A 21,242-nucleotide genomic window follows, 5' to 3' on the forward strand; every position below is an offset into this window, starting at 1 on the left:
CTTGGCGCCGCCTGAGCTGCGGTACCAATAAAAATAGACGTTGTATACGACGGAGAAAGTAACCATGTCGGCCATCCTGCCAAGGTTGACCGAAGGCGTCAAGCCGGGCCGGGTCGTTTTTTTGCGCTGCGTCATGCCGGCGTGGCGCAAAGCGCAAAAAAACCCGCCGGCGGCGGGTCTTTGTGGGCAAGCCTCGCGACTTACATATTCGGATAGTTCGGGCCGCCACCGCCTTCCGGCGTTGTCCAGTTGATGTTCTGGGTGGGGTCCTTGATATCACAGGTTTTGCAATGCACGCAGTTCTGCGCATTGATCTGCAGGCGCGGCTCGCCCTCTTCCTGACCAACGATCTCGTACACGCCAGCCGGGCAGTAACGCTGCTCGGGCGCGGCATAGGTAGCCAGATTGACAGCGACGGGCACGTCGGCGTTTTTCAGCTTCAGGTGCGGCGGTTGATCTTCACTGTGGTTGGTGTTGGAAATGAACACCGACGACAGCCGGTCAAACGTCAGCACGCCATCCGGCTTGGGATAGTTGATAGGCGAGCAATCACTGGCCGGCAGCAGGGTTTCATGGTCTGCATGCTTGTGACGCAGCGTCCACGGTGCCTTGCCGCGGAACAGGAAGGTGTCGATGGCCGAATAGATCATGGCCGGCCACAACCCCCAGCGGAAAGACGGGCGGATATTGCGCACCTGGTGCAGCTCTTCATGCAACCAGCTGTTGCGGAAAGCCTCGGCATAGCCCTTCACTTCCAGCCCTTGCGCTTCGGGGCTAGCCGTCAGGGTGTCGTACACCGCATCGGCAGCCAGCATGGCCGATTTCATGGCGGTGTGCGTGCCCTTGATCTTGGGCACATTGAGGAAGCCGGCGGTATCGCCCACCAGCAAGCCGCCCGGGAAGGTCAGCTTGGGCACGCTTTGCAGGCCGCCTTCCGACAGCGCGCGCGCGCCGTAAGACAAGCGACGGCCTCCTTCAAACACCCCACGAATGGCCGGGTGGGTCTTGAAGCGCTGGAATTCCTCGAATGGCGACAAATAGGGGTTCTGGTAATCCAGTCCCACCACATAACCCACCACAACCTGATTGTCTTCCAGATGGTAGAGGAAGGAGCCGCCGTAAGTGGCGGTGTCCACCGGCCACCCCACGGTGTGGGTGATGGCGCCTGGCTGATGATTTTCCGGTTTGACTTCCCACAGTTCCTTGATGCCGATGCCGTAGGTTTGCGGATCAGCGCCATCGCGCAGTTTGAAGCGCTCGAACAAGGCCTTGGTGAGCGAGCCGCGACAGCCTTCGGCAAACACCGTCTGGCGAGCCCACAGCTCCATGCCCGGCTCGCCTTCCTGATCGCCGTTCTTGCCGGTGCCCATCGCGCCGGTGGCCACACCCTTGACCGAACCATCAGCGTGGTAGAGCACTTCTGCGGCGGCAAAGCCCGGGTAGATTTCCACGCCCAGCGCTTCGGCCTGCTCGCCCAGCCAGCGACAGAAATTGCCCAAGCTGACGATGTAGTTGCCGTGATTGTGCATCTGCGGCGGAGTAGGCAACTGGATGGACTCGGTTTCCGTCAGGTAGAGGAAACGGTCGGACAGGGCCGGCGTGTTCAGCGGCGCGCCTTTTTCTTTCCAATCGGGGATGAGCTCCGTCAGCGCGCCGGTTTCAATCACGGCGCCGGACAGAATGTGAGCGCCGATTTCGGAGCCCTTTTCCAGCAGACAGACACTGATATCCTGGCCCTTTTCAGCAGCCAGCTGTTTGAGGCGAATCGCCGCGGCCAGCCCGGAAGGGCCGCCGCCGACGATCACCACATCGTATTCCATGTATTCGCGTTCCACCGCATCTCCTTTGCGCCCGTGGGGCTGTCCCTTTTTATGACTGCCCACCATCATGCATTGAAGCAGTCGCGCTCGTCAAAATCAAACAAGCGTTTAAACTACGCCGCTTTGCCGCAGCGCAGCAACAGAGGCAGCATCATAGCCCAGCGTGCGCAACACGTCCTCAGTATGTTCTCCCAACTTGGGAGGGGCCTGATTGTACTCGACCGGCGTGCCGGAAAGTTTGATCGGACACCCTACCAAGGGCACATTTTGACCCGCCGTGTCGCGCAGACTGATTTCCAGGCCGCGATGGCGCAATTGCGGATCATTAAAGGCTTCGTCCACGGTATTGATCGGCCCGCAAGGCACGCCGGCGGCGTCCAGATCCTTCAGCCACTCGTCGCGAGCGCGCGCGAGAAACGCTTCGGCCAACATCGGCACCAGCGTCTCGCGGTGCTTGACGCGCGCCGGATTGGTGGCGAAGCGCTCGTCCTCGGCGAGCGCGGTCTGGCCGATCAGCTGGCACACCGCGCGGAACTGTTTGTCGTTGCCGCAGGCAAGAATGAAGTGACCATCCGCGCAACGGAATACCTGGTAGGGCACGATGTTGGCGTGCGCGTTGCCCAAGCGCTTCGGTACTTCGCGACCGATCAGCCAGTTCATGTTGATGTTGGCCAGGGTCGCCACCGAGCAATCAAACAGCGCCATGTCCACATACTGGCCTTCGCCGGTGCGACCGCGCGCGATCAGGGCAGCCAGGATAGCGTTGGCCGCATACAAGCCAGTAAAGAGATCGGTCACCGCCACGCCCACTTTGTGCGGTTCGCCGTCGGCCGGGCCGGTGATGCTCATCAGCCCGGACATGCCTTGCACGATGTAGTCGTAGCCGGGCAGTTCGGCATAAGGCCCCGTCTGGCCGAAGCCGGTGATGGAACAATACACCAGCCGGGGATTCACGGCCTTGAGGCTGTCGTAATCCAGGCCATACTTCTTCAGCCCGCCCACCTTGTAGTTCTCCAGCAGCACATCGGCCTCGGCCGCCAGCTTGCGCACAATCTCCTGCCCTGCCGGCTGGGTGATGTCCACCGTAACGGACTGTTTGCCCCGGTTGGCGCAAAGGAAATAAGCCGCAGTGCCGTCCGGCAAGCTGGGCGGCGCCCACTGGCGGGTATCGTCGCCCGCGCCGGGACGTTCCACCTTGATGACTTCGGCGCCCAGATCGGCCAGCAGCTGTCCGGTCCAGGGGCCGGCCAGTACCCGCGACAAATCCAGAACCTTGATGCCTTCCAGTGCGCCAGCCATGTTTGCTCTCCTTAGATAACGGTATTGTCGCGCGCGCGGATCGGCCGTCGCGCGGATGAACAGGATGCTGCCGGCTCTTCGGCCAACCGGCACCATGCTGCGCACCCAAAAAAAGGGCCCGGTGCTACCCGGGCCTCAAGGACAGACAGGAACCAACGACGGGAGCCGGTGGAGCCAGACCCCCGTCGTGCTATCAGGCAAATGCCTGAATACCGGTCTGGGCTCGGCCCAGAATCAGGGCATGCACATCGTGCGTACCTTCATAAGTGTTGACGGCTTCCAGGTTCATCACGTGGCGGATGACATGGAACTCGTCGGCAATACCGTTGCCGCCGTGCATATCGCGCGCGATGCGGGCGATATCCAGCGATTTGCCGCAGTTGTTGCGCTTGATCAGCGAAATCATTTCCGGCGCAGCCTTGCCCTCGTCCATCAGGCGACCCACGCGCAGCGCGGCTTGCAGGCCCAGTGCGATTTCAGTCTGCATATTGGCCAGCTTGAGCTGCACCAACTGAGTGGCGGCCAGCGGGCGGCCAAACTGCTTGCGGTCCAGGGTGTACTGACGCGCGGCGTGCCAGCAGAACTCGGCGGCGCCCATCGCGCCCCAAGCGATGCCGTAACGGGCTTTGTTCAGGCAGCCGAACGGGCCCTTCAGGCCTTTGACATGCGGCAGGATGGCGTCTTCCGGCACTTCCACGTTGTCCATGACGATTTCGCCGGTGATGGAAGCGCGCAGGCTGAACTTGCCGTGGATCTTGGGGGCGGACAAACCCTTCATGCCCTTTTCCAGCACAAAGCCGCGGATCTCGCCTTCGTCATCCTTGGCCCACACCACGAACACATCGGCCACCGGGCTGTTGGTGATCCACATCTTGCTGCCGTTCAGCACATAGCCGCCGTCCACTTTGCGGGCGCGGGTCTTCATGCCGGCCGGGTCGGAGCCGGCGTCCGGCTCAGTCAGGCCGAAACAGCCCACCCATTCGCCGGTGGCGAGCTTGGGCAGGTATTTGTCTTTTTGCGCATCGGTGCCGTAGGCCCAGATGGGGTGCATTACCAAGGAGGACTGCACGCTCATGGCCGAGCGGTAGCCGGAGTCGACACGCTCAACTTCACGAGCGATCAGGCCGTAAGCCACGCTGGAGAGACCGGCGCAACCGTAGCCGTCGATGGTGCAACCCAGCAGGCCCAACTCGCCCATCTCGCTCATGATCTCGCGATCAAAGCGCTCTTCGCGGTTGGCGGTCAGCACGCGGGGCATCAGGCGCTCCTGACAGTAGTCGTAAGCGGTCTGCTGCACCATGCGCTCTTCTTCGGTGAGCAGGTCGGACAGAAGGAACGGATCTTCCCAAGCAAAGGGAGCGCGGCTGGACGATGCGGCCATCTTGAATTTCTCCTTGGTTGACTTGTTCCGCATTGCGGAATTATGTTTTACATTGCAGAATAGACTAACAACTCCATTTCGGGATGTAAAGCCATTTCTTACCCCTGGCCGCCAGTCTGTTATGCTGGCCGCCACATTGAATCGAGGTAGGCATGCAGGAAGAAGATGACAAGGACCGGCTGTTCGTCACCGCACTGGCGCGCGGCCTGCAAGTGTTGGCGGCCTTTCGCCCGGGCGAATCCGCCCTTTCCAACAACGAACTGGCCACACGCACCGGCTTGCCCAAATCCACGGTGTCGCGACTCACCTACACGCTCACCCGGCTGGGCTATCTGACGCAGGATGAACACAGCGGTTTTTACCGTCTGGGCGTGGCGCTGCTGGCATTGGGCTCGGTAACGCTGGCCAGCTACGACATCCGCCAGGCGGCCGGGCCGCTGATGCGGGAGTTCGCCCTGAGCAATAATGTGTCCATCAGCCTGGCCATGCGCGACGGCACTGATATGGTGTATCTGGAAACCTGCCGCAGTCAGTCGCGCGTCAGCGTGCAGTTGATGGTGGGCTCGCGCGTGCCCATCGCCACCACCGCCATTGGTCGCGCTTTTTATGCGGGCCTGAGCGAAGAGACCCGCGCCCTCCTGGACAAGGAGTTGGCCGAACGCTACGGCAAACGCTGGCCGGAATTGGACGCCCGCCTGCGCGAAGCCCGCGAGGACTATCGCCAGCGCGGCTATTCAGCGTCTTTCGGCGAGTACGAGCCGGACGTGATGGCGGTGGGCGTGCACCTGCCCTCGCCCAACCCGGGCCAGCCGCCGATGAGCCTCAACGCCAGCGGTCCGGCCTTCGCCTTCAGTGCCCAGACCATGCAAGAGCAGGTTGCGCCGGCGCTGATCGCGCTCAGGCAACGCATCGTGCCGGTGTGATAGCCTGTGCCAACAAAAAAGCCGCACTTTCCGTGCGGCTTTTTTCATCTGGACGGGCTCAAGCCGTCTGAATGTAGTGCACCAGCTGATTGATGGTCTCCTCCTGCTCGGCGATAGTGGCGTGCACCAGATCGCCGATGGAGAGCATGCCCAGCACAATGCTGGACTCCAGCACCGGCAAGTGGCGGATGTGCTTTTCGGTCATCAGCGCCATGCATTGATCCAGGGTTTGCTCCGGCGTGACATACACCACCCGGCTGGTCATGATGTCGCGGATACGGGTACCAGCCGAAGTGCGGCCCTGCAGCACGATGCGGCGGGCGTAGTCTCGCTCGGAAAAAATGCCCACCACATCGCCGGCCTCCATCACCAGCACCGCGCCGATGTCGTTTTCCGCCATCACCTGCAAGGCCTGAAAAACCGTGCTGTCCGGCGCCACCGACACCAGCGAGCGCGAAGCCTTGCGTTCCAGAATCTGTCTGACAGTCTGCATTGTCATCCCCTTGTGTGTGCGACAGGGCACTGGACGCAGCCCCCTGTTTCACCACTATAGATCATGCCTGCCGGACATAAAAAAACCGGCAGCGCTCGCAGCGCAGCCGGTTTTTCATTGCGGGATCAATCGCTTGCAAGGCCACTCGGCCGCCGCATGCCTGACTGGCTCCCCCCTCAATTGGCGCGGATCATGGTGCCGACGCCGGCATCGGTCATGATTTCCAGCAGCAACGCGTGCTTCACGCGGCCATCGATGATGTGCACGGTGTTCACGCCGCTGCGCGCCGCGTCCAGCGCGGAGCTGATCTTGGGCAGCATGCCGCCGTGAATGGTGCCGTCGGCAAACAGACCATCCACCTGCTCGGCGGTCAGCCCCGTAAGCAGCTGGCCCTGCTTGTCCAGCACACCCGGAGTGTTGGTCATCAGGATCAGCTTTTCCGCACCCAAGGTTTCGGCCAACTTGCCGGCCACCAGATCGGCATTGATGTTGTACGCCTCGCCCTCCGAGCCCACGCCGATGGGGGCTACTACCGGAATGAAATCCTGGCTGTCCAGCAGCGACACCAGCGCCGGATCGATGCTGGCGATTTCGCCCACTTGGCCGATGTCGATCCTTTCATCGCTTTCGTCGGACAAATACATCTTGTCGGCGCGGATGAAATGACCGTCCTTGCCAGTAATGCCCACCGCCTTGCCGCCGTGCTTGTTGATCAGAGACACGATTTCCTTGTTTACCAGGCCGCCCAGCACCATTTCCACCACGTCCATGGTTTCCTGATCGGTAACACGCATGCCCTGAATGAACTTGCCCTCTTTGCCCACGCGCTCAAGCAGTTCGTTGATTTGCGGGCCGCCGCCATGCACCACCACCGGATTGATGCCCACCAGTTTCAACAACACCACGTCCTTGGCGAAGCCTTCTTTCAGCACGTCGTCGGTCATGGCGTTGCCGCCGTACTTGATCACTACCGTCTTGCCGGAAAAACGACGGATGTAAGGCAGGGCTTCGGCAAGAATCTGGGCTTTTTCAGTGGCGTTGACGGGCACGATGGTTCTCCTGAAATGAATGCGGGCCGGTAGCGGCCTAGCCGGGCTGCGCTCGCCCGGCCAGCCGGCCCGGCCGGATGACGACAATGTGTTGCATTCTAAACAATCAAGCTACTGAACAGTGATTTATTAATTGCCATACTTGAGTAGTTGTTCTACATTCGCGCCATTAATGAATTCCGGTTCAGCAAACGAAATGACTGAAAATTGCCCCATCGCCCGCTGGCGCCGCAAGAAGGAAGCCCGACCATCAGAGATTCTGGATGCCGCGCTGGCCCAATTTGTGGAGAAAGGCTTCCGTGCCACCAAGATGGAAGACATTGCGCGCGCCGCCGGCGTGACCAAGGGCACGCCTTATCTGTACTTTCAGAACAAGGAAGACATCCTCAAGGCGGTAGTGCGGGAGACCCTGGTGGCCAATCTCAAGGACATCCAGCTGCTGGCAGGCCAGCACGCCGGCTCCACTGCCGGCCTACTGCACCTGATGGTGGAAACCTGGTGGCACAAGGTGGGCTCCGCCCCGTCCGCCGGCCTGTGCAAACTGATGATCGCGGAAGCGTCCAACTTCCCTGAGTTGGCGCAGTTCTACTTTGATGAAGTGATCCAGCCCAGCACGGAGATGATGGCGCTCATCCTGCAACGCGGCATCGACCAGGGCGAGTTCCGCCCCTTGCCGGTGGCTCACGCGGTGGACGCGCTGATGGCCCCGTTGATCTCCACCATGATCATGAACCACTCCTTCGGCCAACTTCCGGGCTGCCCCCTGGCCAGCACGCACAATCCGCTGGCCTATCTGAAGGACGCGCTGGATCTTGTCCTGTCCGGCATCCTGAAAAAATAATCAAGGCCCTCGCCATGCACATTCCCCACCTCCCCCGCTTTGCGCTGGCGCTTGCAGCCGCGCTGATGCTTGCAGCCTGCGGCAAACCAGACACCAGCGCGGAAGACATCCGCCCGGTGCGCTACCAGTTGGCCTCCAGCGCTGCAGCCGACAGCGCGGAAAGCTTTTCCGGTCAGGTGCGCGCCCGCTATGAAACCGACCTCGCCTTTCGTGTGGGCGGCAAGATTGTCGCCCGCCTGGTCAACAGCGGCGAGCACGTGAAAAAAGGCCAGGTGCTGGCCCGCCTGGACCCGGCCGACTACCAGCTGGACCTGAGCGCCAAGCGCGCGCAACTGACGGCGGCCGAATCCGATCTCGCCCAGCAAAAGCTCAACCTCAAGCGCTATCAGGAATTGCTGGCCAAGCAGTTCATCAGTCAGGCGCAGGTGGACAGCCAACAGAATGCGGTCAACGCCGCTCGCGCCAAACTGGAACAAGCCCAGGCCGAGTTGTCCGGCAGCCGCAATCAGACCGGCTACACCCAGCTTACCGCCGACGCGGACGGCGTCGTCAGCCAGATCCAGGCCGAGCCTGGTCTGGTGGTGGCCGCGGGGCAGCCCGTCGCGCGACTGGCGCAGGACGGCCAGCGCGAGATCGTCATCGCCGTACCGGAAAACCGCTTGCAAGCCGTGCGGGCGCAAACCCGATTCACCGTCACCCTATGGGCGGACCAACGCATTTATCAGGGCAGCCTGCGCGAACTGGCCGCCGATGCCGACCCCGCCACCCGCACCTATGCCGCACGCATCGCATTGAAAGACGCCGCCGACCTGCCCCTGGGCATGACCGCCAGCGTCAGCCTGCCTTCGGCCAACGTCGCGACGGGCGTCAAACTGCCCCTCACCGCCTTGCTGGATGAGCAGGGCCGCCACTATCTGTGGCTGATCGACAAGGACAGCAAGGCACGCCGTCGCGAAGTGAAGGTGGCCGCCATCGACAGTGCCAGCGTCACGCTCTCGGACGCGCTGCCGGCCGGCAGCAAAGTGGTCACCGCCGGCGTGCACCTCCTGCACGACGGCCAGACCGTCAAGCTGCTGGATCATTGATCGGGAAAGGTCGTCATGAAAAAGCTCAACCTTTCCGAATGGGCCTTGCGCCATCAACCGCTGGTAACCTATTTCATGGTCATGTTGATGGTGGCCGGCGTCTGGGCCTATACCCAGCTGGGTCAGAAGGAAGACCCGGAATTCACCTTCAAGGCCATGCTGGTGCAAAGCTACTGGCCGGGCGCTACCGCGCAGCAGATGGAGCAGCAAGTCAGCGACAAGCTGGAAGAAAAGCTGCAGGAAATGCCGGAAATCAACTATGTGCAGAGCTACTCCAAACCGGGCGAATCGCTGCTGCTGATCAATCTGCGCGAGGACGTGCCGCCCAAAAACGTGCCGCAACTGTGGTATCTGGTGCGCAAAAAGCTGGGCGACATCAAGGCCACCCTGCCTTCCGATCTGCAAGGCCCCTTCTTCAACGACGAATTCGGCGACACCTTCGGCAATCTGTACGCCTTCACCGGCGACGGCTTCAGCTACGAAGAGTTGCGCCGCTACGTGGACAGCACCAAAGAAGAAGTCTTGCGCGTGCCCGACGTGGGCAAGGCCACGCTGGTAGGCGTGCAGGACGAGCGCATTTTTGTGGATCTGGCCAGCGCCAAGCTCGCCTCGCTGGGTCTAGACTCCGCCACCATATGGAGCGCCCTGCAACAACAAAACGCCATGACTCCGGCCGGGGTGTTTGAAACCGCCAGCGACCGCATCTGGGTTCGCCCCACCGGCAACTACGACACGGTGGAAGCCGTAGCCAATACACCCATCACCGCCAACGGCAAAACCCTGCGACTGGGCGATGTGGCGAACATCCATCGCGGGTTTGCCGAACCGCCCAGCTTCCTCATGCGCTTCAACGGCAAGCCGGCCATCGGTCTCGCCATCAGCATGAAGAGCGGCGGCGACGTGCTGAAACTGGGCCAGAATCTCAACCAGACCTTGAAAACCGTACAGGGCAAATTGCCGGTGGGCGTGGAAATCCATGCGGTTTCCGATCAGCCCAAGGTAGTGAAGGACGCCGTGGGCGAATTCATGCGCTCATTGATGGAAGCCGTGCTTATCGTGCTGGCGGTCAGCTTCTTCAGTCTTGGCCTGCGCACCGGGGTGGTGGTGGCGCTCTCCATACCGCTGGTGCTGGCCATGACTTTCCTCGCCATGTACTTCTTCAAGCTGGACCTGCAGCGCATCTCCCTCGGTTCGCTGATCATTGCGCTGGGCCTGCTGGTGGACGACGCCATCATCGCCGTGGAAATGATGGCGCTGAAACTGGAACAGGGCTGGAACCGCTTTCAGGCCGCCACTTACGCCTACACCAGCACGGCCTTCCCCATGCTGACCGGCACGCTGATTACCGCCGCCACCTTCATGCCGGTGGGGCTGGCCAAATCCGACGCCGGCGAATACGTATTCAGCCTGTTTGCCGTGGTGGGACTAGCGCTGATCCTGTCCTGGATCGTGGCGGTGGTGTTCACGCCTTTTCTTGGTTACAAGCTGCTGCCCGAGCAGGCGGTCGCCCATCCCCATCATGATGTTTACGACAAACCGTTCTACCGCCGCTTCCGCCGGGTGCTGGCATGGTGCCTTGCCTACCGCAAAACGGTGATCGCGCTCACCCTCGGCGTATTCATCCTGTCGCTGGTAGCCTTCAAGCTGTTTGTCGCCCAGCAGTTCTTCCCCTCCTCCAACCGGCCGGAACTGATGGTGGACATGTGGCTGCCGCGCGGCACCAGCTTTGCCGCCACCGAGCGCGAAGTGAAAAAACTGGAAGCGCTGGCCAAGCAGGACAGCAATGTCGTCAGCGTCACCAGCTATGTCGGCAGTGGCAGCCCGCGCTTCTATCTGCCGCTGGATCAGCAACAGCAGCACCTCAACTACGCCCAACTGATGGTCATGACGCGCGACGAGCATGTGCGCGAGCAAGTGAAAGCCCGGCTGGAAAAGCTGTTTGCCAATGATTTTCCGCTGGTGCGCGGCCGCGTCACCCGGCTGGAGAACGGCCCGCCGGTGGGCTATCCGGTGCAATTCCGTGTCATGGGTCCGGACCACGACAAGGTACGCGCCATCGCCGCCAAGGTCGAGGCCATCATGCGCGCCAGTCCTGACACACGTCATGTCAATATCGACTGGGGCGAGCAGGTAAAAGCGCTGCGCATTGAGCTGGACCAGCACAAACTGGCAGCGCTTGGGCTCAGCAGCCAGCAGCTGTCGCGCCAACTGCAGATGCTGATTTCCGGCGCTACCGTTACCGATCTGCGCGACGGCAACCGCAGCGTGGGCATCGTCGCCCGCCTCAATCCGCAAGAGAGCCGCGACGCCGCCGCGCTGGGCAGTTTGCAGGTGCAAACCACTTCCGGTCGCTGGGTGCCGGTTTCCCAACTGGGCAACATCAGCTACCAGCCGGAAGATTCCATCATCTGGCGCCGCAACCGCCTGCCTACCATCACGGTCAACGCCGATGTGGCGGACGGCAAGCAGGGCGATGACGTATCTACCCAGCTGCAACCGAAAGTGCGCCAGCTGGAACAAGATCTGCCCCTGGGTTATCACATCGAGCTGGGCGGCTCGATCGAGTCCAGCAGCAAATCGCAAACCGCCATCGCCGCGGTCGCGCCGCTGATGCTGGTGACCGTGCTCACCTTGCTGATGCTGCAGCTGCATAGCTTCCAGCGCACGCTGATGGTAGTGCTTACCGCGCCGCTGGGCATGATAGGCGTCACCTTCACGCTGATCCTGTTCAACGCGCCCTTCGGTTTCGTCGCCATGCTCGGCGTCATCGCGCTATCCGGTATGATCATGCGCAACTCGGTCATTCTGGTGGACCAGATAGAACACGACATTCGCGACGGCGCCAGCGCCCACGAAGCCATCATCGGCAGCGCGGTGCGACGCTTCCGCCCCATCATGCTCACCGCGCTGGCCGCCATTCTGGCCATGGTGCCGCTGACGCGCAGCACCTTCTGGGGCCCGATGGCGGTGGCCATCATGGGTGGCTTGCTGGTGGCCACCGTGCTGACCCTGCTGTTCCTGCCCGCCTTGTACGCCCAATGGTTCAAGGTGGCGCAACCCACAACGAGAACGACATGAACACACGTCTTACCGCAGGCTGCGCCCTGCTGCTGTCTGCGCTGGCCCAGCAGGCAAGCGCCTTCGACCTGAACGACGCCTGGCGTGCGGCGCAAGGCTACAACAGCGACTACGCCGCAGCTCGCGCTGATCTGGACGCCGGCCGCGAACTCACCGTGCAAGGCCGGGCGCAGCTGTTGCCGCAAGTGGGCCTTTCGGGCAACTACAGCCACAACACGCCTGCCACGCCTTCCGGCATGAACAGCTACGACAGCTCGGGATACGGCGTACAACTGAGTCAGCCGCTGTTTGACGTGGCCAAGTACGCCGCCTGGCAAAAAGGCAAGATCGGCAGCTCGCAGGCCGAACTGGCATTTGTCGCCAGCGAACAGCAATTGCTGGTGACTGTGGCTCGCGCCTATTTCGATGTGCTGCTGGCGCAAGACACGCTGGCCGCCAACCGGGCCAGCAAGAAAGCCTACGCCACCCAACTGGCGCAAGCCAAAACGTCCTTCGAGCTGGGCACCGCCACCATTACCGACACTCACGAAGCACAAGCCGGTTACGACGGAGCCGTGGCCAAAGAAATTGCGGCGGAAAGCCAGCTGGAAATCAGCCGCAACAATCTGCTGCGTCTGACCGGCCTGTCGCCGGACGCCATCCAGCCGCTCAAAGACAGTTTGCCGCTGGACACCCCCACGCCGGCCACCCTGGAGGGCTGGATCCAGCTGGCCGTCGCCAACAGCCCTTCCCTGAAGTCGGCAGAGCAATCGGTGGAGCTGGCCAAGGCCGGCATCACCGAAAAACGCGCCAACCAGCTGCCCACGATCACGCTCAACGCCGGCTACAACGAAGCGCGCAGCAACGCCTTCGGCAGCGTGCCGGTCACCCGCGGCAACAGCGTGGGCGTTACGGTCAGCCTGCCGCTGTTCGCCGGCGGCGGCATTGACTCACAAGTGCGCGAAGCGGTGGCGCGCAAGGACGCCGCCGCCGACAAGCTGGAATCGGCGCGCCGGCAGCTGCGCGAGGACGTGCGTCGCGCCTGGTTGGGCGTCACTAATGGCGCGGCGCTGGTGCGCGCCCAGCAGCAACTGGTGCTGTCGGCCAACAGCAAGGTGGAATCCACCCGCCTGGGCAAGGAAGTGGGCATTCGCACCAACCTCGACTTGCTGCAGGCCGAGCAAGCCTACTATGACGCCGTCACCAGCCTGGCTACCGCCCGCTACGACTACCTCACCGCCCGCCTGCAACTGGCGCAGGCCGCCGGCACGCTGGATGAAGCCCTGTTGCAACAGGTGAATCAGGCCGTGCGCCGCTAGCCCCTCAGGCTCGCCGCAAGCAGACAGGGCGACCTTCCGCAAGGAGGTCGCCCTGTGTCGTTTGTGTGATTGTCTTGCAACAAGTGTTTAACTTTTTGAGGCGCGTGTAGCTTTTTGCTAAACACGTGATTAGAATCAAACGACTCTGGAAGCAGCCCCATACAAGCGAAACCGGCAACGCACCCTCGCGACCGCCGCCTTCCAAGACAGCGCCGAACCGGCACCCCATATAGAGGAGAGACGTAATGAGCAACAAGGATCTGATGCAACGCAAGGCCGAAGCCACCCCGCGCGGTGTTGGCGTGATGTGCACTTTCTTCGCCTCCAAGGCCAAGAACGCTGAAGTGTGGGATGTGGAAGGCAATCGTTACATCGATTTCGCCGGCGGCATCGGCGTACTCAATACCGGCCACCTGCATGACAAGGTGCAGGCCGCCGTAGCGGAACAGCTGAACAAATTCAGCCACACCTGCTATCAGGTTGTACCCTACGAATCCTATATCTCCGTTGCCGAGAAGCTGAACAAGCTGACTCCGGGCAATTTCGCCAAAAAAACCGCCTTCTTCAGCACCGGCGCCGAAGCCGTTGAAAACGCCATCAAGGTGGCGCGCGCAGCTACCGGCCGTCCGGGCGTGATCGCCTTTGGCGGCGCCTTCCACGGCCGCACCATGCTGGGCATGGCGCTGACCGGCAAGGTAGCTCCGTACAAGATCGGTTTCGGCCCCTTCGTCGGCGAAATCTACCACGCCGCCTACCCGAACGCCCTGCACGGCGTGTCGGTTGAAGAATCGCTGGCCAGCATCGAAAAACTGTTCAAGTTCGACATCGAAGCCAAGCGCGTTGCCGCCATCATTTTCGAACCGATTCAGGGCGAAGGCGGCTTCTACGTTGCCCCGGCCGAGTGGGTTCGCGCCATCCGCAAACTGTGTGACGACAACGGCATCGTGATGATCGCCGACGAAGTGCAAGCCGGCTTTGCCCGTACCGGCAAGCTGTTCGCCATGGAACACTACGACGTCACCCCGGACCTGACCACCATGGCCAAGTCGCTGGCTGGCGGCTTCCCGCTGGCCGCGCTGGTGGGCAAGGCCGAACTGATGGACGCACCTGCCCCGGGCGGCCTGGGCGGCACCTACGCCGGCAGCCCGCTGGGTCTGGCCGCGGCCAATGCCGTCATCGACGCCATCCAGGAAGAAAAGCTGCTGGACCGCGCCAACAAACTGGGCGACATCCTGAAGGAAAAGCTGCACGGCCTGAAGAAAGACGTACCGCAGATCGCCGATGTACGCGGCCTGGGTGCCATGATCGCTGTGGAATTCAACAAGGCCGGCACCCACGAGCCGGATACGGACTTCACCAAGAAGGTACAGACCAAGGCGCTGGAATCCGGCCTGATCCTGCTGACCTGCGGCGTGTACGCCAACGTGGTTCGCTTCCTGTTCCCGCTGACCATTGAAGACGCCGTGTTCGAAGAAGCCCTGGGCAAGCTGGAAGCCGCCCTCAAGGCCTGATGAGCTACTCGCCGCGCCGGCGACAATCATGCCCCGGCGCGGCGCTCCGCCCACCTATGGAGTAGAGACAGACATGCTGAACCTGAAAGATCCTTCGCTGCTGCGCCAGCAGTGCTACATCAACGGTGCCTGGGTGGATGCCGACAACGGTGAAACCATCCCCGTCGCCAACCCGGCTACCGGCGAAATCATCGCCAGCGTTCCCAAGATGGGCAAGGCCGAAGCCGAACGCGCCGTCGCCGGCGCCGCCGAAGCCTTCAAGAGCTGGAAAAAGAAATCCGCCAAGGAGCGCGCCGGCATCCTGCGCAAGTGGTTCGACCTGATGATGGCCAATCAGGAAGACCTGGCCGTGATCCTGACCGCAGAACAAGGCAAGCCGCTGACCGAAGCTAAGGGCGAAATCGCCTATGGCGCATCCTATATCGAGTGGTATGCCGAAGAAGCCAAGCGCATCTATGGCGACACCATTCCGTCGCTGGGCGCGGACAAGCGCATCCTGGTGACCAAGGAACCGATCGGCGTTACCGCGGCCATCACGCCGTGGAACTTCCCCAACGCCATGATCACCCGCAAGGCCGCCCCGGCACTGGCCGCCGGCTGCCCGATGGTAGTGCGTCCCGCCAGTCAGACCCCGCTGTCCGCGTTGGCCATCGCAGTACTGGCCGAGCGCGCCGGCATCCCGGCAGGCGTGTTCTCCGTACTGACCGGTGGTTCCACCGACATTGGTTCCGTGCTGACCGGCAGCGACACCGTGAAGAAATTCTCCTTCACAGGCTCCACCGAAGTGGGCCGCAAGCTGATCTCCCAGTGCGCGGAAACCGTCAAGAAAGTATCGATGGAGCTGGGCGGCAACGCGCCTTTCATCGTGTTTGACGATGCAGACCTCGATGCCGCCGTAGAAGGCGCGATGATCTCCAAGTACCGCAATGCCGGTCAGACCTGCGTCTGCGCCAACCGCATTCTGGTGCAGGACGGCGTCTACGACGCCTTCGCCGAGAAATTCGCGGCTGCCGTTGCCACGCTGAAAGTGGGCAATGGCCTGGAAGCCGGCATCACCCAAGGCCCGATGATCGACCAGAACGCCGTCTCCAAGGTTGAAGAGCACATCGCCGACGCCCTGTCCAAGGGCGGCAAGCTGGTGACTGGCGGCAAGCGCCATGCGCTGGGCCATAGTTTCTTCGAACCCACCGTCATCACCGAAGTCACCCCGGCGATGAAAGTGGCCAAGGAAGAAACCTTCGGCCCGCTGGCTCCCGTGTTCCGCTTCAAGACGGAAGAAGAAGCGCTGCACATGGCCAACGATACCGAATTCGGCCTCGCCAGCTATTTCTACGCCCGCGACGTGGGCCGCATCTTCCGCGTGTCGGAAGGTCTGGAATACGGCATGGTCGCCGTCAATAGCGGCATCCTGTCCAACGAAGCCGCGCCCTTCGGCGGCGTGAAGCAATCCGGCCTTGGCCGCGAAGGCTCCAAGTACGGGATCGAAGACTATCTGGAAATCAAGTATGTGCTGCTGGCGGGTCTGGACAAGTAAACCTGTCCCCCTCCAACAGAAAAGGGCTGCCAAGGCAGCCCTTTTTCTTTGCTTCGGCCAATCTCGAGTACAGGCCGACCTTGCCGATCAATGCAGTTTGACGATGGTTTCCGACAGCGGGATATCCGCCTCGCGCAGGCAAGAGCACAGGTCTTCCCAGCAGGCCTCGCGGTCCGGCGCCACATCCGGCACCATCAGCCAGGCCGAACGCGCCAGCACCTCATCGCGCCCTTTCAGCTTCAGACCCACTTCATAGCCCTGCAACTCAGGCTGGTACTCCGCCACAGCCTCCAGATCGGACAAGCCGCCGGCACGCGAAGCCAGCATGGCCACGGTCAGGCCCAGACGCTTGCGGTTCCAGGCTTGCACGCCAGCACGCAAGGCCTCCCACCAGGGAAGCGGCGCAAACAGTTCGGCTTCGCCGTATTCCATTTCCGCGCCGATGGCTTGCTGCACCAACGGCATGACCGCATCCAGCGCGCGGCGGGAATGCTGACGCGCCACGTCCATCGGCAACGCGCCGCGTTCCACCAGGAAAGGAATCCAGGCCAGCACCAGCTGCGGGTCCTGCGTTTTGCGCGCCGCTTCGAAGGTGGCGCGCGAAGCGTCGTAATCCATGGGGGCGAAGTCGCAGCCTGCATCCATCACCGAGGCCAAGTGACTGATGTTCTGACAACTGCGCTCATTGAGCATTTCGGCAGTGAACACCGTGGGAGATATCCACAGAATGGCTTTTTCCGGTACGGCCAGCGCATCGGCCAACGGCGCTTCCAGCCGCTCCAGCAAGGGGAAATGCCACCATACCCCGCCCTGAGCGCGGGAAAAGGCGAAAGGCAGGGCCCACAGTTCGAACTCCATCACCGAACCGTCCTTGCGCATCACTTCCGGAAAGGCAATCAGATCGCGGGCGGTGTCCACCAGCATATTGCGCGCCAGCGGCTCAGCGGCCAGCCCGAGCTGGCTTTCGGTAAATACCGCCTGATCGCCGCCCTGCAACACGCCCTGCAACAACATGGGAAACTGACTGCGCGACAGCGGGTTGCTTAGAGCCTGACGCACGGCTTCTTTCAGTTCCCGAATGGCGCGACTGCGCTCGGAGGGCGGCAGCGGCTGGGTTGGACCCACGCGCATTTCACGCGGTTTGGGCCCCACGTCGCGCTCGGCATAGGATTCATGCAGACGCTCGTAGGTCTCCATCGCCTCATCGCACACGGCGAGCAAACGCGCACCGGTGGGCAACTCGCCGCTGAAGGTGAAGTCGTACAGCCGCAAACCGCGATTGCAAACATACACCGCGCGATTGTCGTCCTCGTCGAACAACAACGCACTGGCGAACTCTTCCTGCTCGCGACCAGGAAACTCAGTGAAATCATTGCCGACCAGACGACAAACAAAAGCGGGCTCGGCGGTATGAATCAGGTATTCGGTCTCTTCCAGACCGTTCTCATCCACGGCATCGCCAAAAATGAAGCGATTGGGCGCCTGCGGCTTGCCCTTGATACGGATGTTGCGGGGATGGGGTGTCATGATTCCAAACCGGATTCTTCAGCAAAAACACCCTATTGTACCCGCCCGAAGGCCAGCGGCCCATACCTCCGGGCCCCTCTTCCGGCTCATTGCGTCTGTCGCGCCGCCCGCATCATCGCCATCAGGGACTGGCGTTGCCGTCCTGCGGCATCAAAGTTGTCTTCGGCCAACCATTGCTCGAGGCAGGCGCGCACAACCGGCCACTCGCTATCGAGCAGGGAATACCAAGCGGTATCGCGATTATGTCCCTTGATCACCATCATCTGCCGGAACAAGCCTTCAAACTGGAAACCCAGCCGCTCCGCCGCCCGCCGGGATGGCAGATTCAGCGCATTGCACTTCCACTCGTAACGCCGATAACCCAGCTCGAAAGCCTGGCGCATCATCAGATACATCGCTTCCGTCGCTGCCGGCGTGCGCTGCAACAAGGGAGAGTAATTGAGATGTCCCACCTCAATCACGCCGTTGGCGGCATCGATGCGCAGATAGCTGGCCACGCCTACTGCCTTGCCCGATACGCCATCCACAATGGCGTAGAACAACGGATCAGCCAAGCCGCTCATGCTGTCCACCCAGCGCTGGTAATCCGCCGCTTCGGCAAACGGACCATAGCCCAGGTAAGACCAGATGGCTCCGTCCACATCGAGGCCGTTAGCGGCCCACAAATCTGCCGCATGCGAGACCGAGAGCGCCTCTAGTCGGCAGTAACGACCCGACAATGTGACAGGCGATGGTTTGCTGCAGCCGCGCCAGTCGCTTAGTGGCAGGCCCAGCGGCTGCCCCAGCGCATTACGGGTCTGGCCGGTCAGCAGCTTATCGATAAATGCGTCGCTCATCCTTTTTTCCTCAACAGGCGCAGGCAATGGCAGCACCTGCGCGTCCTTCCTGACCTACGGTGGCATAGCCGTCGCGCTTCCACCAATCCAACCCGCCTTGCAATTCCTTCACGCGAAAACCCAATTGAGTCAGTTTCAACGCACCTTTGGTGGAGCCATTGCAGCCAATCCCGTCGCAAAAACTCACCAATAGCGCATCGCGCGGCAACGCGGCCGTGGTTTCTTTATCCATGGTACGGTGCGGCAGCGACAAAGCGCCGGGGATTGTCTCGCGCTCAAAGGCCTCTGCCGCACGGGTATCAATGAGAATCAAGGGCTCCCCGGCCTCCAGTGCGGCCTTCACATCGGCGGCATCGATTTCGTACTGCAGCTTAGCCTGATAAAACGCCAGTTGGTCCATCGCCTACTCCTTGTCGTCAAGACTGGTCATGCAAGCAGAATACTGGCAAATTGATCCCTCAGGCAGAACCAATCTCAGCAAAATGAAAGGAACCGCTTGCACCCGGACTGGATCGTTGAACACTTGCGCGTCCGTATTGACCGCAAGAGCGCGGAAACGCTGTCCCGACAACTCTACCGCTTGTTGAGAGAGGCCATCCGCAGCGCCCAGTTGCGCAGCGGCACGGCACTGCCGGCAACCCGGCAGCTGGCGTCGGCGCTGGCGCTAGGCCGCAACACGGTGCTGGCCGCCTACGATCAGCTGTTGGCCGAAGGGTATCTCGACAGCAAACAAGGCTCAGGCACCTTCGTCAGCAGCATTTTTGAACATCACCGCGCGCAACAGACTCCGCCGCGCGCTCACGCAAGCCTGTCCCGCCGCGGCGAAGCACTGGCCGCGGTCAGCAAGTTGCCGGTGGGCCTGCATGGCGCCTTCGCACCCGGCATGCCGGAAATCCGGCAGTTTCCCCATGAGTTATGGCAGCGACTGCAACAGCAACATGCCCGCAGCAGCCCGCCAGACTGGTGGCATTACCAGCAGGAAGGCGGCTTGCGCCAATTGCGCGAAGCCATTGCCGACTATGCGCAATTGTCGCGCTCGGTCCGCTGCGGCGCCGACCAGGTGCTGGTGCTGCAAGGCGCGCAACAGGCGATGGAGTTGACTGCGCGCTTGCTGGCAGACCAAGGCGACACCGCCTGGATGGAAGATCCCGGTTACTCTGGCGCACAAGCCGCCTTCATGGCCGCCGGGATGGACATCACCCCGGTCAGCGTAGACGAACAGGGCCTCAACCCGCAAACGGCTCCCGCCGGCAGCCAGCCGCGTCTCATTTACATCACCCCATCGCACCAATATCCCAGCGGCGTGGTGATGACGCTGGAGAGGCGGCTGCAATTGCTGCAGTTGGCCGAAGAAAAGGACTGCTGGATCATGGAGGATGATTACGACAGTGAATTCCGCTACGACACCCAGCCGCTGGCGTCGCTGCAGGGCCTCGCCAGCAGCGAACGCGTGATCTATCTGGGCACCTTTAGCAAAGTCATGTATCCGGCCTTGCGCCTCGCCTATCTGATTGTCCCGGAAGCGTTGGTGGACAGTTTTCGCAGCGCCTATGCGCGACTTTATCGCGAAGGCGGCTACGCACTGCAATCCGCGCTGGCTGCTTTCATGGAACAGGGGCATTTCGCCCGGCACATCCGCCGCATGCGCGAGCTGTACCGCATCCGCCAGCAACTGCTGCGCCATACCCTTCGGCAGCAGCTTGGCGACAGCCTGCCGCTCTCTAGCGGAGAAGCTGGCATGCACCTGGTGGCAAAGCTGCCCGCGCACATTGATGACGACAGCCTTTCTCGCCACGCAGCAGAACATGGCCTGTGGCTGAGACCACTGTCGCGTCATTATCTTGGCGACCATAGTCAGCCCGGGCTGGTGCTGGGCTATGCCGGCGTTGACGACGCTGATATTCCGGAATCCAGCCGCAAACTGGCCCGACTGCTGGAAAGGCATCAACCATGACCTCCCAAAAACCCGCACTGCTGATCAGTGCCTGCTTGCTCGGTCAGCCTGTACGCTACGACGGCGTCGGCAAGGCCCAACCTGATCACATCATGGTAAGACTGCTGGATGTCTTTGAACTGATCCCGCTCTGCCCCGAAATACAAGGCGGCTTGCCTACGCCTCGCCCTCCCGCGGAAATTCAGCATGGCGACGGGCGCGCTGTCCTGGCCGGCTCAGCATGGGTTAAAGCCGAACAGGGCGAAGATGTCACCAGAGCCTTTCTACAAGGAGCCAGGCAGGCGCTCGAGACAGCGTTGGCACATGATTGCCGGCATGCGCTGCTTAAGGCCCACAGCCCTTCCTGTGGCAACAGGCACATCTACGATGGCAGCTTCGGCAAACATCTGCGCCCCGGCAGTGGCGTAGCCGCCGCATTGCTCGAGCAAAATGGCATTTGCGTGTGGAATGAAACCGAAATAGAACAGCTGTTGCTGGCCTCAAGCCCCCCATTAAAACGCGACAACTAAAAAACAAAAAGCCCGGACGGATCGTCCGGGCTTTTGCGTTAGGGGTGTTTGGCAGTGTCCTACTTTCACATGGCGAATGCCACACTATCATCGGCGCTAAGGCG

17 protein-coding genes are annotated in these 21,242 nt (G+C 61.7%); 9 read left to right on the forward strand and 8 right to left on the reverse strand.

What is annotated here, in order from left to right:
- Nucleotides 1–200: 200 nt before the first annotated feature.
- The 3 genes from Q0P52_RS16430 to Q0P52_RS16440 all read right to left on the reverse strand — a co-directional run bounded on the left by Q0P52_RS16430 (nucleotide 201) and on the right by Q0P52_RS16440 (nucleotide 4,500).
- On the reverse strand, nucleotides 201–1,820 hold the full coding sequence (locus tag Q0P52_RS16430) for an electron transfer flavoprotein-ubiquinone oxidoreductase (RefSeq protein WP_293766190.1): 1,620 nt from the start codon (nucleotides 1,818–1,820) through the stop codon (nucleotides 201–203).
- Nucleotides 1,821–1,928: 108 nt separating this feature from the next.
- Nucleotides 1,929–3,119 carry a CaiB/BaiF CoA-transferase family protein gene (locus Q0P52_RS16435; protein ID WP_293766173.1) on the reverse strand — a complete coding sequence of 397 codons (1,191 nt, stop codon included), beginning with the start codon at nucleotides 3,117–3,119 and terminating at the stop codon, nucleotides 1,929–1,931.
- Nucleotides 3,120–3,312: 193 nt separating this feature from the next.
- Nucleotides 3,313–4,500 (reverse strand): acyl-CoA dehydrogenase, encoded by a 1,188-nt coding sequence (locus Q0P52_RS16440; RefSeq protein WP_293766174.1) that lies wholly within the window; start codon nucleotides 4,498–4,500, stop codon nucleotides 3,313–3,315.
- Between the two features lie 152 nt (nucleotides 4,501–4,652).
- Between Q0P52_RS16440 and Q0P52_RS16445 the strand changes: the two genes are divergently transcribed.
- Nucleotides 4,653–5,423 carry an IclR family transcriptional regulator gene (locus Q0P52_RS16445; RefSeq protein WP_293766175.1) on the forward strand — a complete coding sequence of 257 codons (771 nt, stop codon included), beginning with the start codon at nucleotides 4,653–4,655 and terminating at the stop codon, nucleotides 5,421–5,423.
- A gap of 58 nt (nucleotides 5,424–5,481) precedes the next feature.
- On the opposite strand, the gene Q0P52_RS16450 is transcribed toward Q0P52_RS16445, so the two are convergent.
- Together Q0P52_RS16450 and argB are read right to left on the reverse strand one after the other, a co-directional pair.
- The gene (locus Q0P52_RS16450; protein ID WP_293766176.1) at nucleotides 5,482–5,916 is read right to left on the reverse strand and encodes a CBS domain-containing protein; all 435 of its coding nucleotides are present in this window, start codon (nucleotides 5,914–5,916) and stop codon (nucleotides 5,482–5,484) included.
- A 176-nt stretch (nucleotides 5,917–6,092) separates the two neighbouring features.
- Nucleotides 6,093–6,965: an acetylglutamate kinase gene (gene argB, locus Q0P52_RS16455; RefSeq protein WP_293766177.1), complete on the reverse strand. Its 873-nt coding sequence runs from the start codon at nucleotides 6,963–6,965 to the stop codon at nucleotides 6,093–6,095.
- 196 nt (nucleotides 6,966–7,161) lie between these two features.
- Here argB and Q0P52_RS16460 point away from each other — a divergent pair, with 196 nt between their 5' ends.
- The 6 genes from Q0P52_RS16460 to Q0P52_RS16485 all read left to right on the forward strand — a co-directional run bounded on the left by Q0P52_RS16460 (nucleotide 7,162) and on the right by Q0P52_RS16485 (nucleotide 16,312).
- Nucleotides 7,162–7,806: a TetR/AcrR family transcriptional regulator gene (locus Q0P52_RS16460; RefSeq protein WP_293766178.1), complete on the forward strand. Its 645-nt coding sequence runs from the start codon at nucleotides 7,162–7,164 to the stop codon at nucleotides 7,804–7,806.
- 14 nt (nucleotides 7,807–7,820) lie between these two features.
- The gene (locus Q0P52_RS16465) at nucleotides 7,821–8,891 is read left to right on the forward strand and encodes an efflux RND transporter periplasmic adaptor subunit (protein ID WP_293766179.1); all 1,071 of its coding nucleotides are present in this window, start codon (nucleotides 7,821–7,823) and stop codon (nucleotides 8,889–8,891) included.
- 15 nt (nucleotides 8,892–8,906) lie between these two features.
- The gene (locus Q0P52_RS16470; protein WP_293766180.1) at nucleotides 8,907–11,969 is read left to right on the forward strand and encodes an efflux RND transporter permease subunit; all 3,063 of its coding nucleotides are present in this window, start codon (nucleotides 8,907–8,909) and stop codon (nucleotides 11,967–11,969) included.
- Nucleotides 11,966–13,267, forward strand: coding sequence for a TolC family outer membrane protein (locus Q0P52_RS16475; protein ID WP_293766181.1), 1,302 nt, complete (start codon nucleotides 11,966–11,968; stop codon nucleotides 13,265–13,267). Before Q0P52_RS16470 ends, Q0P52_RS16475 begins: the two co-directional genes overlap by 4 nt.
- 245 nt (nucleotides 13,268–13,512) lie before the next feature.
- Complete coding sequence (gene gabT, locus Q0P52_RS16480; RefSeq protein ID WP_293766182.1) at nucleotides 13,513–14,778, forward strand: 4-aminobutyrate--2-oxoglutarate transaminase; 1,266 nt, start codon at nucleotides 13,513–13,515, stop codon at nucleotides 14,776–14,778.
- 73 nt (nucleotides 14,779–14,851) lie between these two features.
- Nucleotides 14,852–16,312: an NAD-dependent succinate-semialdehyde dehydrogenase gene (locus Q0P52_RS16485; RefSeq protein ID WP_293766183.1), complete on the forward strand. Its 1,461-nt coding sequence runs from the start codon at nucleotides 14,852–14,854 to the stop codon at nucleotides 16,310–16,312.
- Nucleotides 16,313–16,399: 87 nt separating this feature from the next.
- On the opposite strand, the gene Q0P52_RS16490 is transcribed toward Q0P52_RS16485, so the two are convergent.
- The 3 genes from Q0P52_RS16490 to Q0P52_RS16500 all read right to left on the reverse strand — a co-directional run bounded on the left by Q0P52_RS16490 (nucleotide 16,400) and on the right by Q0P52_RS16500 (nucleotide 19,075).
- Nucleotides 16,400–17,839 (reverse strand): hypothetical protein, encoded by a 1,440-nt coding sequence (locus Q0P52_RS16490; RefSeq protein ID WP_293766184.1) that lies wholly within the window; start codon nucleotides 17,837–17,839, stop codon nucleotides 16,400–16,402.
- 86 nt (nucleotides 17,840–17,925) lie between these two features.
- Nucleotides 17,926–18,675, reverse strand: a complete 750-nt coding sequence (locus Q0P52_RS16495) for a GNAT family protein (protein ID WP_293766185.1) — start codon at nucleotides 18,673–18,675, stop codon at nucleotides 17,926–17,928.
- 10 nt (nucleotides 18,676–18,685) lie between these two features.
- The gene (locus Q0P52_RS16500) at nucleotides 18,686–19,075 is read right to left on the reverse strand and encodes a rhodanese-like domain-containing protein (protein ID WP_293766186.1); all 390 of its coding nucleotides are present in this window, start codon (nucleotides 19,073–19,075) and stop codon (nucleotides 18,686–18,688) included.
- A 96-nt stretch (nucleotides 19,076–19,171) separates the two neighbouring features.
- Here Q0P52_RS16500 and Q0P52_RS16505 point away from each other — a divergent pair, with 96 nt between their 5' ends.
- Both Q0P52_RS16505 and Q0P52_RS16510 read left to right on the forward strand, forming a co-directional pair.
- Nucleotides 19,172–20,629 carry a PLP-dependent aminotransferase family protein gene (locus tag Q0P52_RS16505; protein WP_293766187.1) on the forward strand — a complete coding sequence of 486 codons (1,458 nt, stop codon included), beginning with the start codon at nucleotides 19,172–19,174 and terminating at the stop codon, nucleotides 20,627–20,629.
- Nucleotides 20,626–21,138, forward strand: a complete 513-nt coding sequence (locus Q0P52_RS16510; RefSeq protein ID WP_293766188.1) for a DUF523 domain-containing protein — start codon at nucleotides 20,626–20,628, stop codon at nucleotides 21,136–21,138. Before Q0P52_RS16505 ends, Q0P52_RS16510 begins: the two co-directional genes overlap by 4 nt.
- Nucleotides 21,139–21,242 lie beyond the last annotated feature (104 nt).

This window comes from uncultured Aquitalea sp. (genome assembly GCF_945957525.1).
Lineage (GTDB): Bacteria > Pseudomonadota > Gammaproteobacteria > Burkholderiales > Chromobacteriaceae > Aquitalea.

Coding starts and splice junctions, on each gene's coding strand:
- Q0P52_RS16430 (WP_293766190.1), bottom strand. CDS start 1,820: ATGGAATACGATGTGGTGATCGTCGGCGGCGGCCCTTCCGGGCTGGCC.
- Q0P52_RS16435 (WP_293766173.1), bottom strand. CDS start 3,119: ATGGCTGGCGCACTGGAAGGCATCAAGGTTCTGGATTTGTCGCGGGTA.
- Q0P52_RS16440 (WP_293766174.1), bottom strand. CDS start 4,500: ATGGCCGCATCGTCCAGCCGCGCTCCCTTTGCTTGGGAAGATCCGTTC.
- Q0P52_RS16445 (WP_293766175.1), top strand. CDS start 4,653: ATGCAGGAAGAAGATGACAAGGACCGGCTGTTCGTCACCGCACTGGCG.
- Q0P52_RS16450 (WP_293766176.1), bottom strand. CDS start 5,916: ATGCAGACTGTCAGACAGATTCTGGAACGCAAGGCTTCGCGCTCGCTG.
- Q0P52_RS16460 (WP_293766178.1), top strand. CDS start 7,162: ATGACTGAAAATTGCCCCATCGCCCGCTGGCGCCGCAAGAAGGAAGCC.
- Q0P52_RS16465 (WP_293766179.1), top strand. CDS start 7,821: ATGCACATTCCCCACCTCCCCCGCTTTGCGCTGGCGCTTGCAGCCGCG.
- Q0P52_RS16470 (WP_293766180.1), top strand. CDS start 8,907: ATGAAAAAGCTCAACCTTTCCGAATGGGCCTTGCGCCATCAACCGCTG.
- Q0P52_RS16475 (WP_293766181.1), top strand. CDS start 11,966: ATGAACACACGTCTTACCGCAGGCTGCGCCCTGCTGCTGTCTGCGCTG.
- gabT (WP_293766182.1), top strand. CDS start 13,513: ATGAGCAACAAGGATCTGATGCAACGCAAGGCCGAAGCCACCCCGCGC.
- Q0P52_RS16485 (WP_293766183.1), top strand. CDS start 14,852: ATGCTGAACCTGAAAGATCCTTCGCTGCTGCGCCAGCAGTGCTACATC.
- Q0P52_RS16490 (WP_293766184.1), bottom strand. CDS start 17,839: ATGACACCCCATCCCCGCAACATCCGTATCAAGGGCAAGCCGCAGGCG.
- Q0P52_RS16495 (WP_293766185.1), bottom strand. CDS start 18,675: ATGAGCGACGCATTTATCGATAAGCTGCTGACCGGCCAGACCCGTAAT.
- Q0P52_RS16500 (WP_293766186.1), bottom strand. CDS start 19,075: ATGGACCAACTGGCGTTTTATCAGGCTAAGCTGCAGTACGAAATCGAT.
- Q0P52_RS16510 (WP_293766188.1), top strand. CDS start 20,626: ATGACCTCCCAAAAACCCGCACTGCTGATCAGTGCCTGCTTGCTCGGT.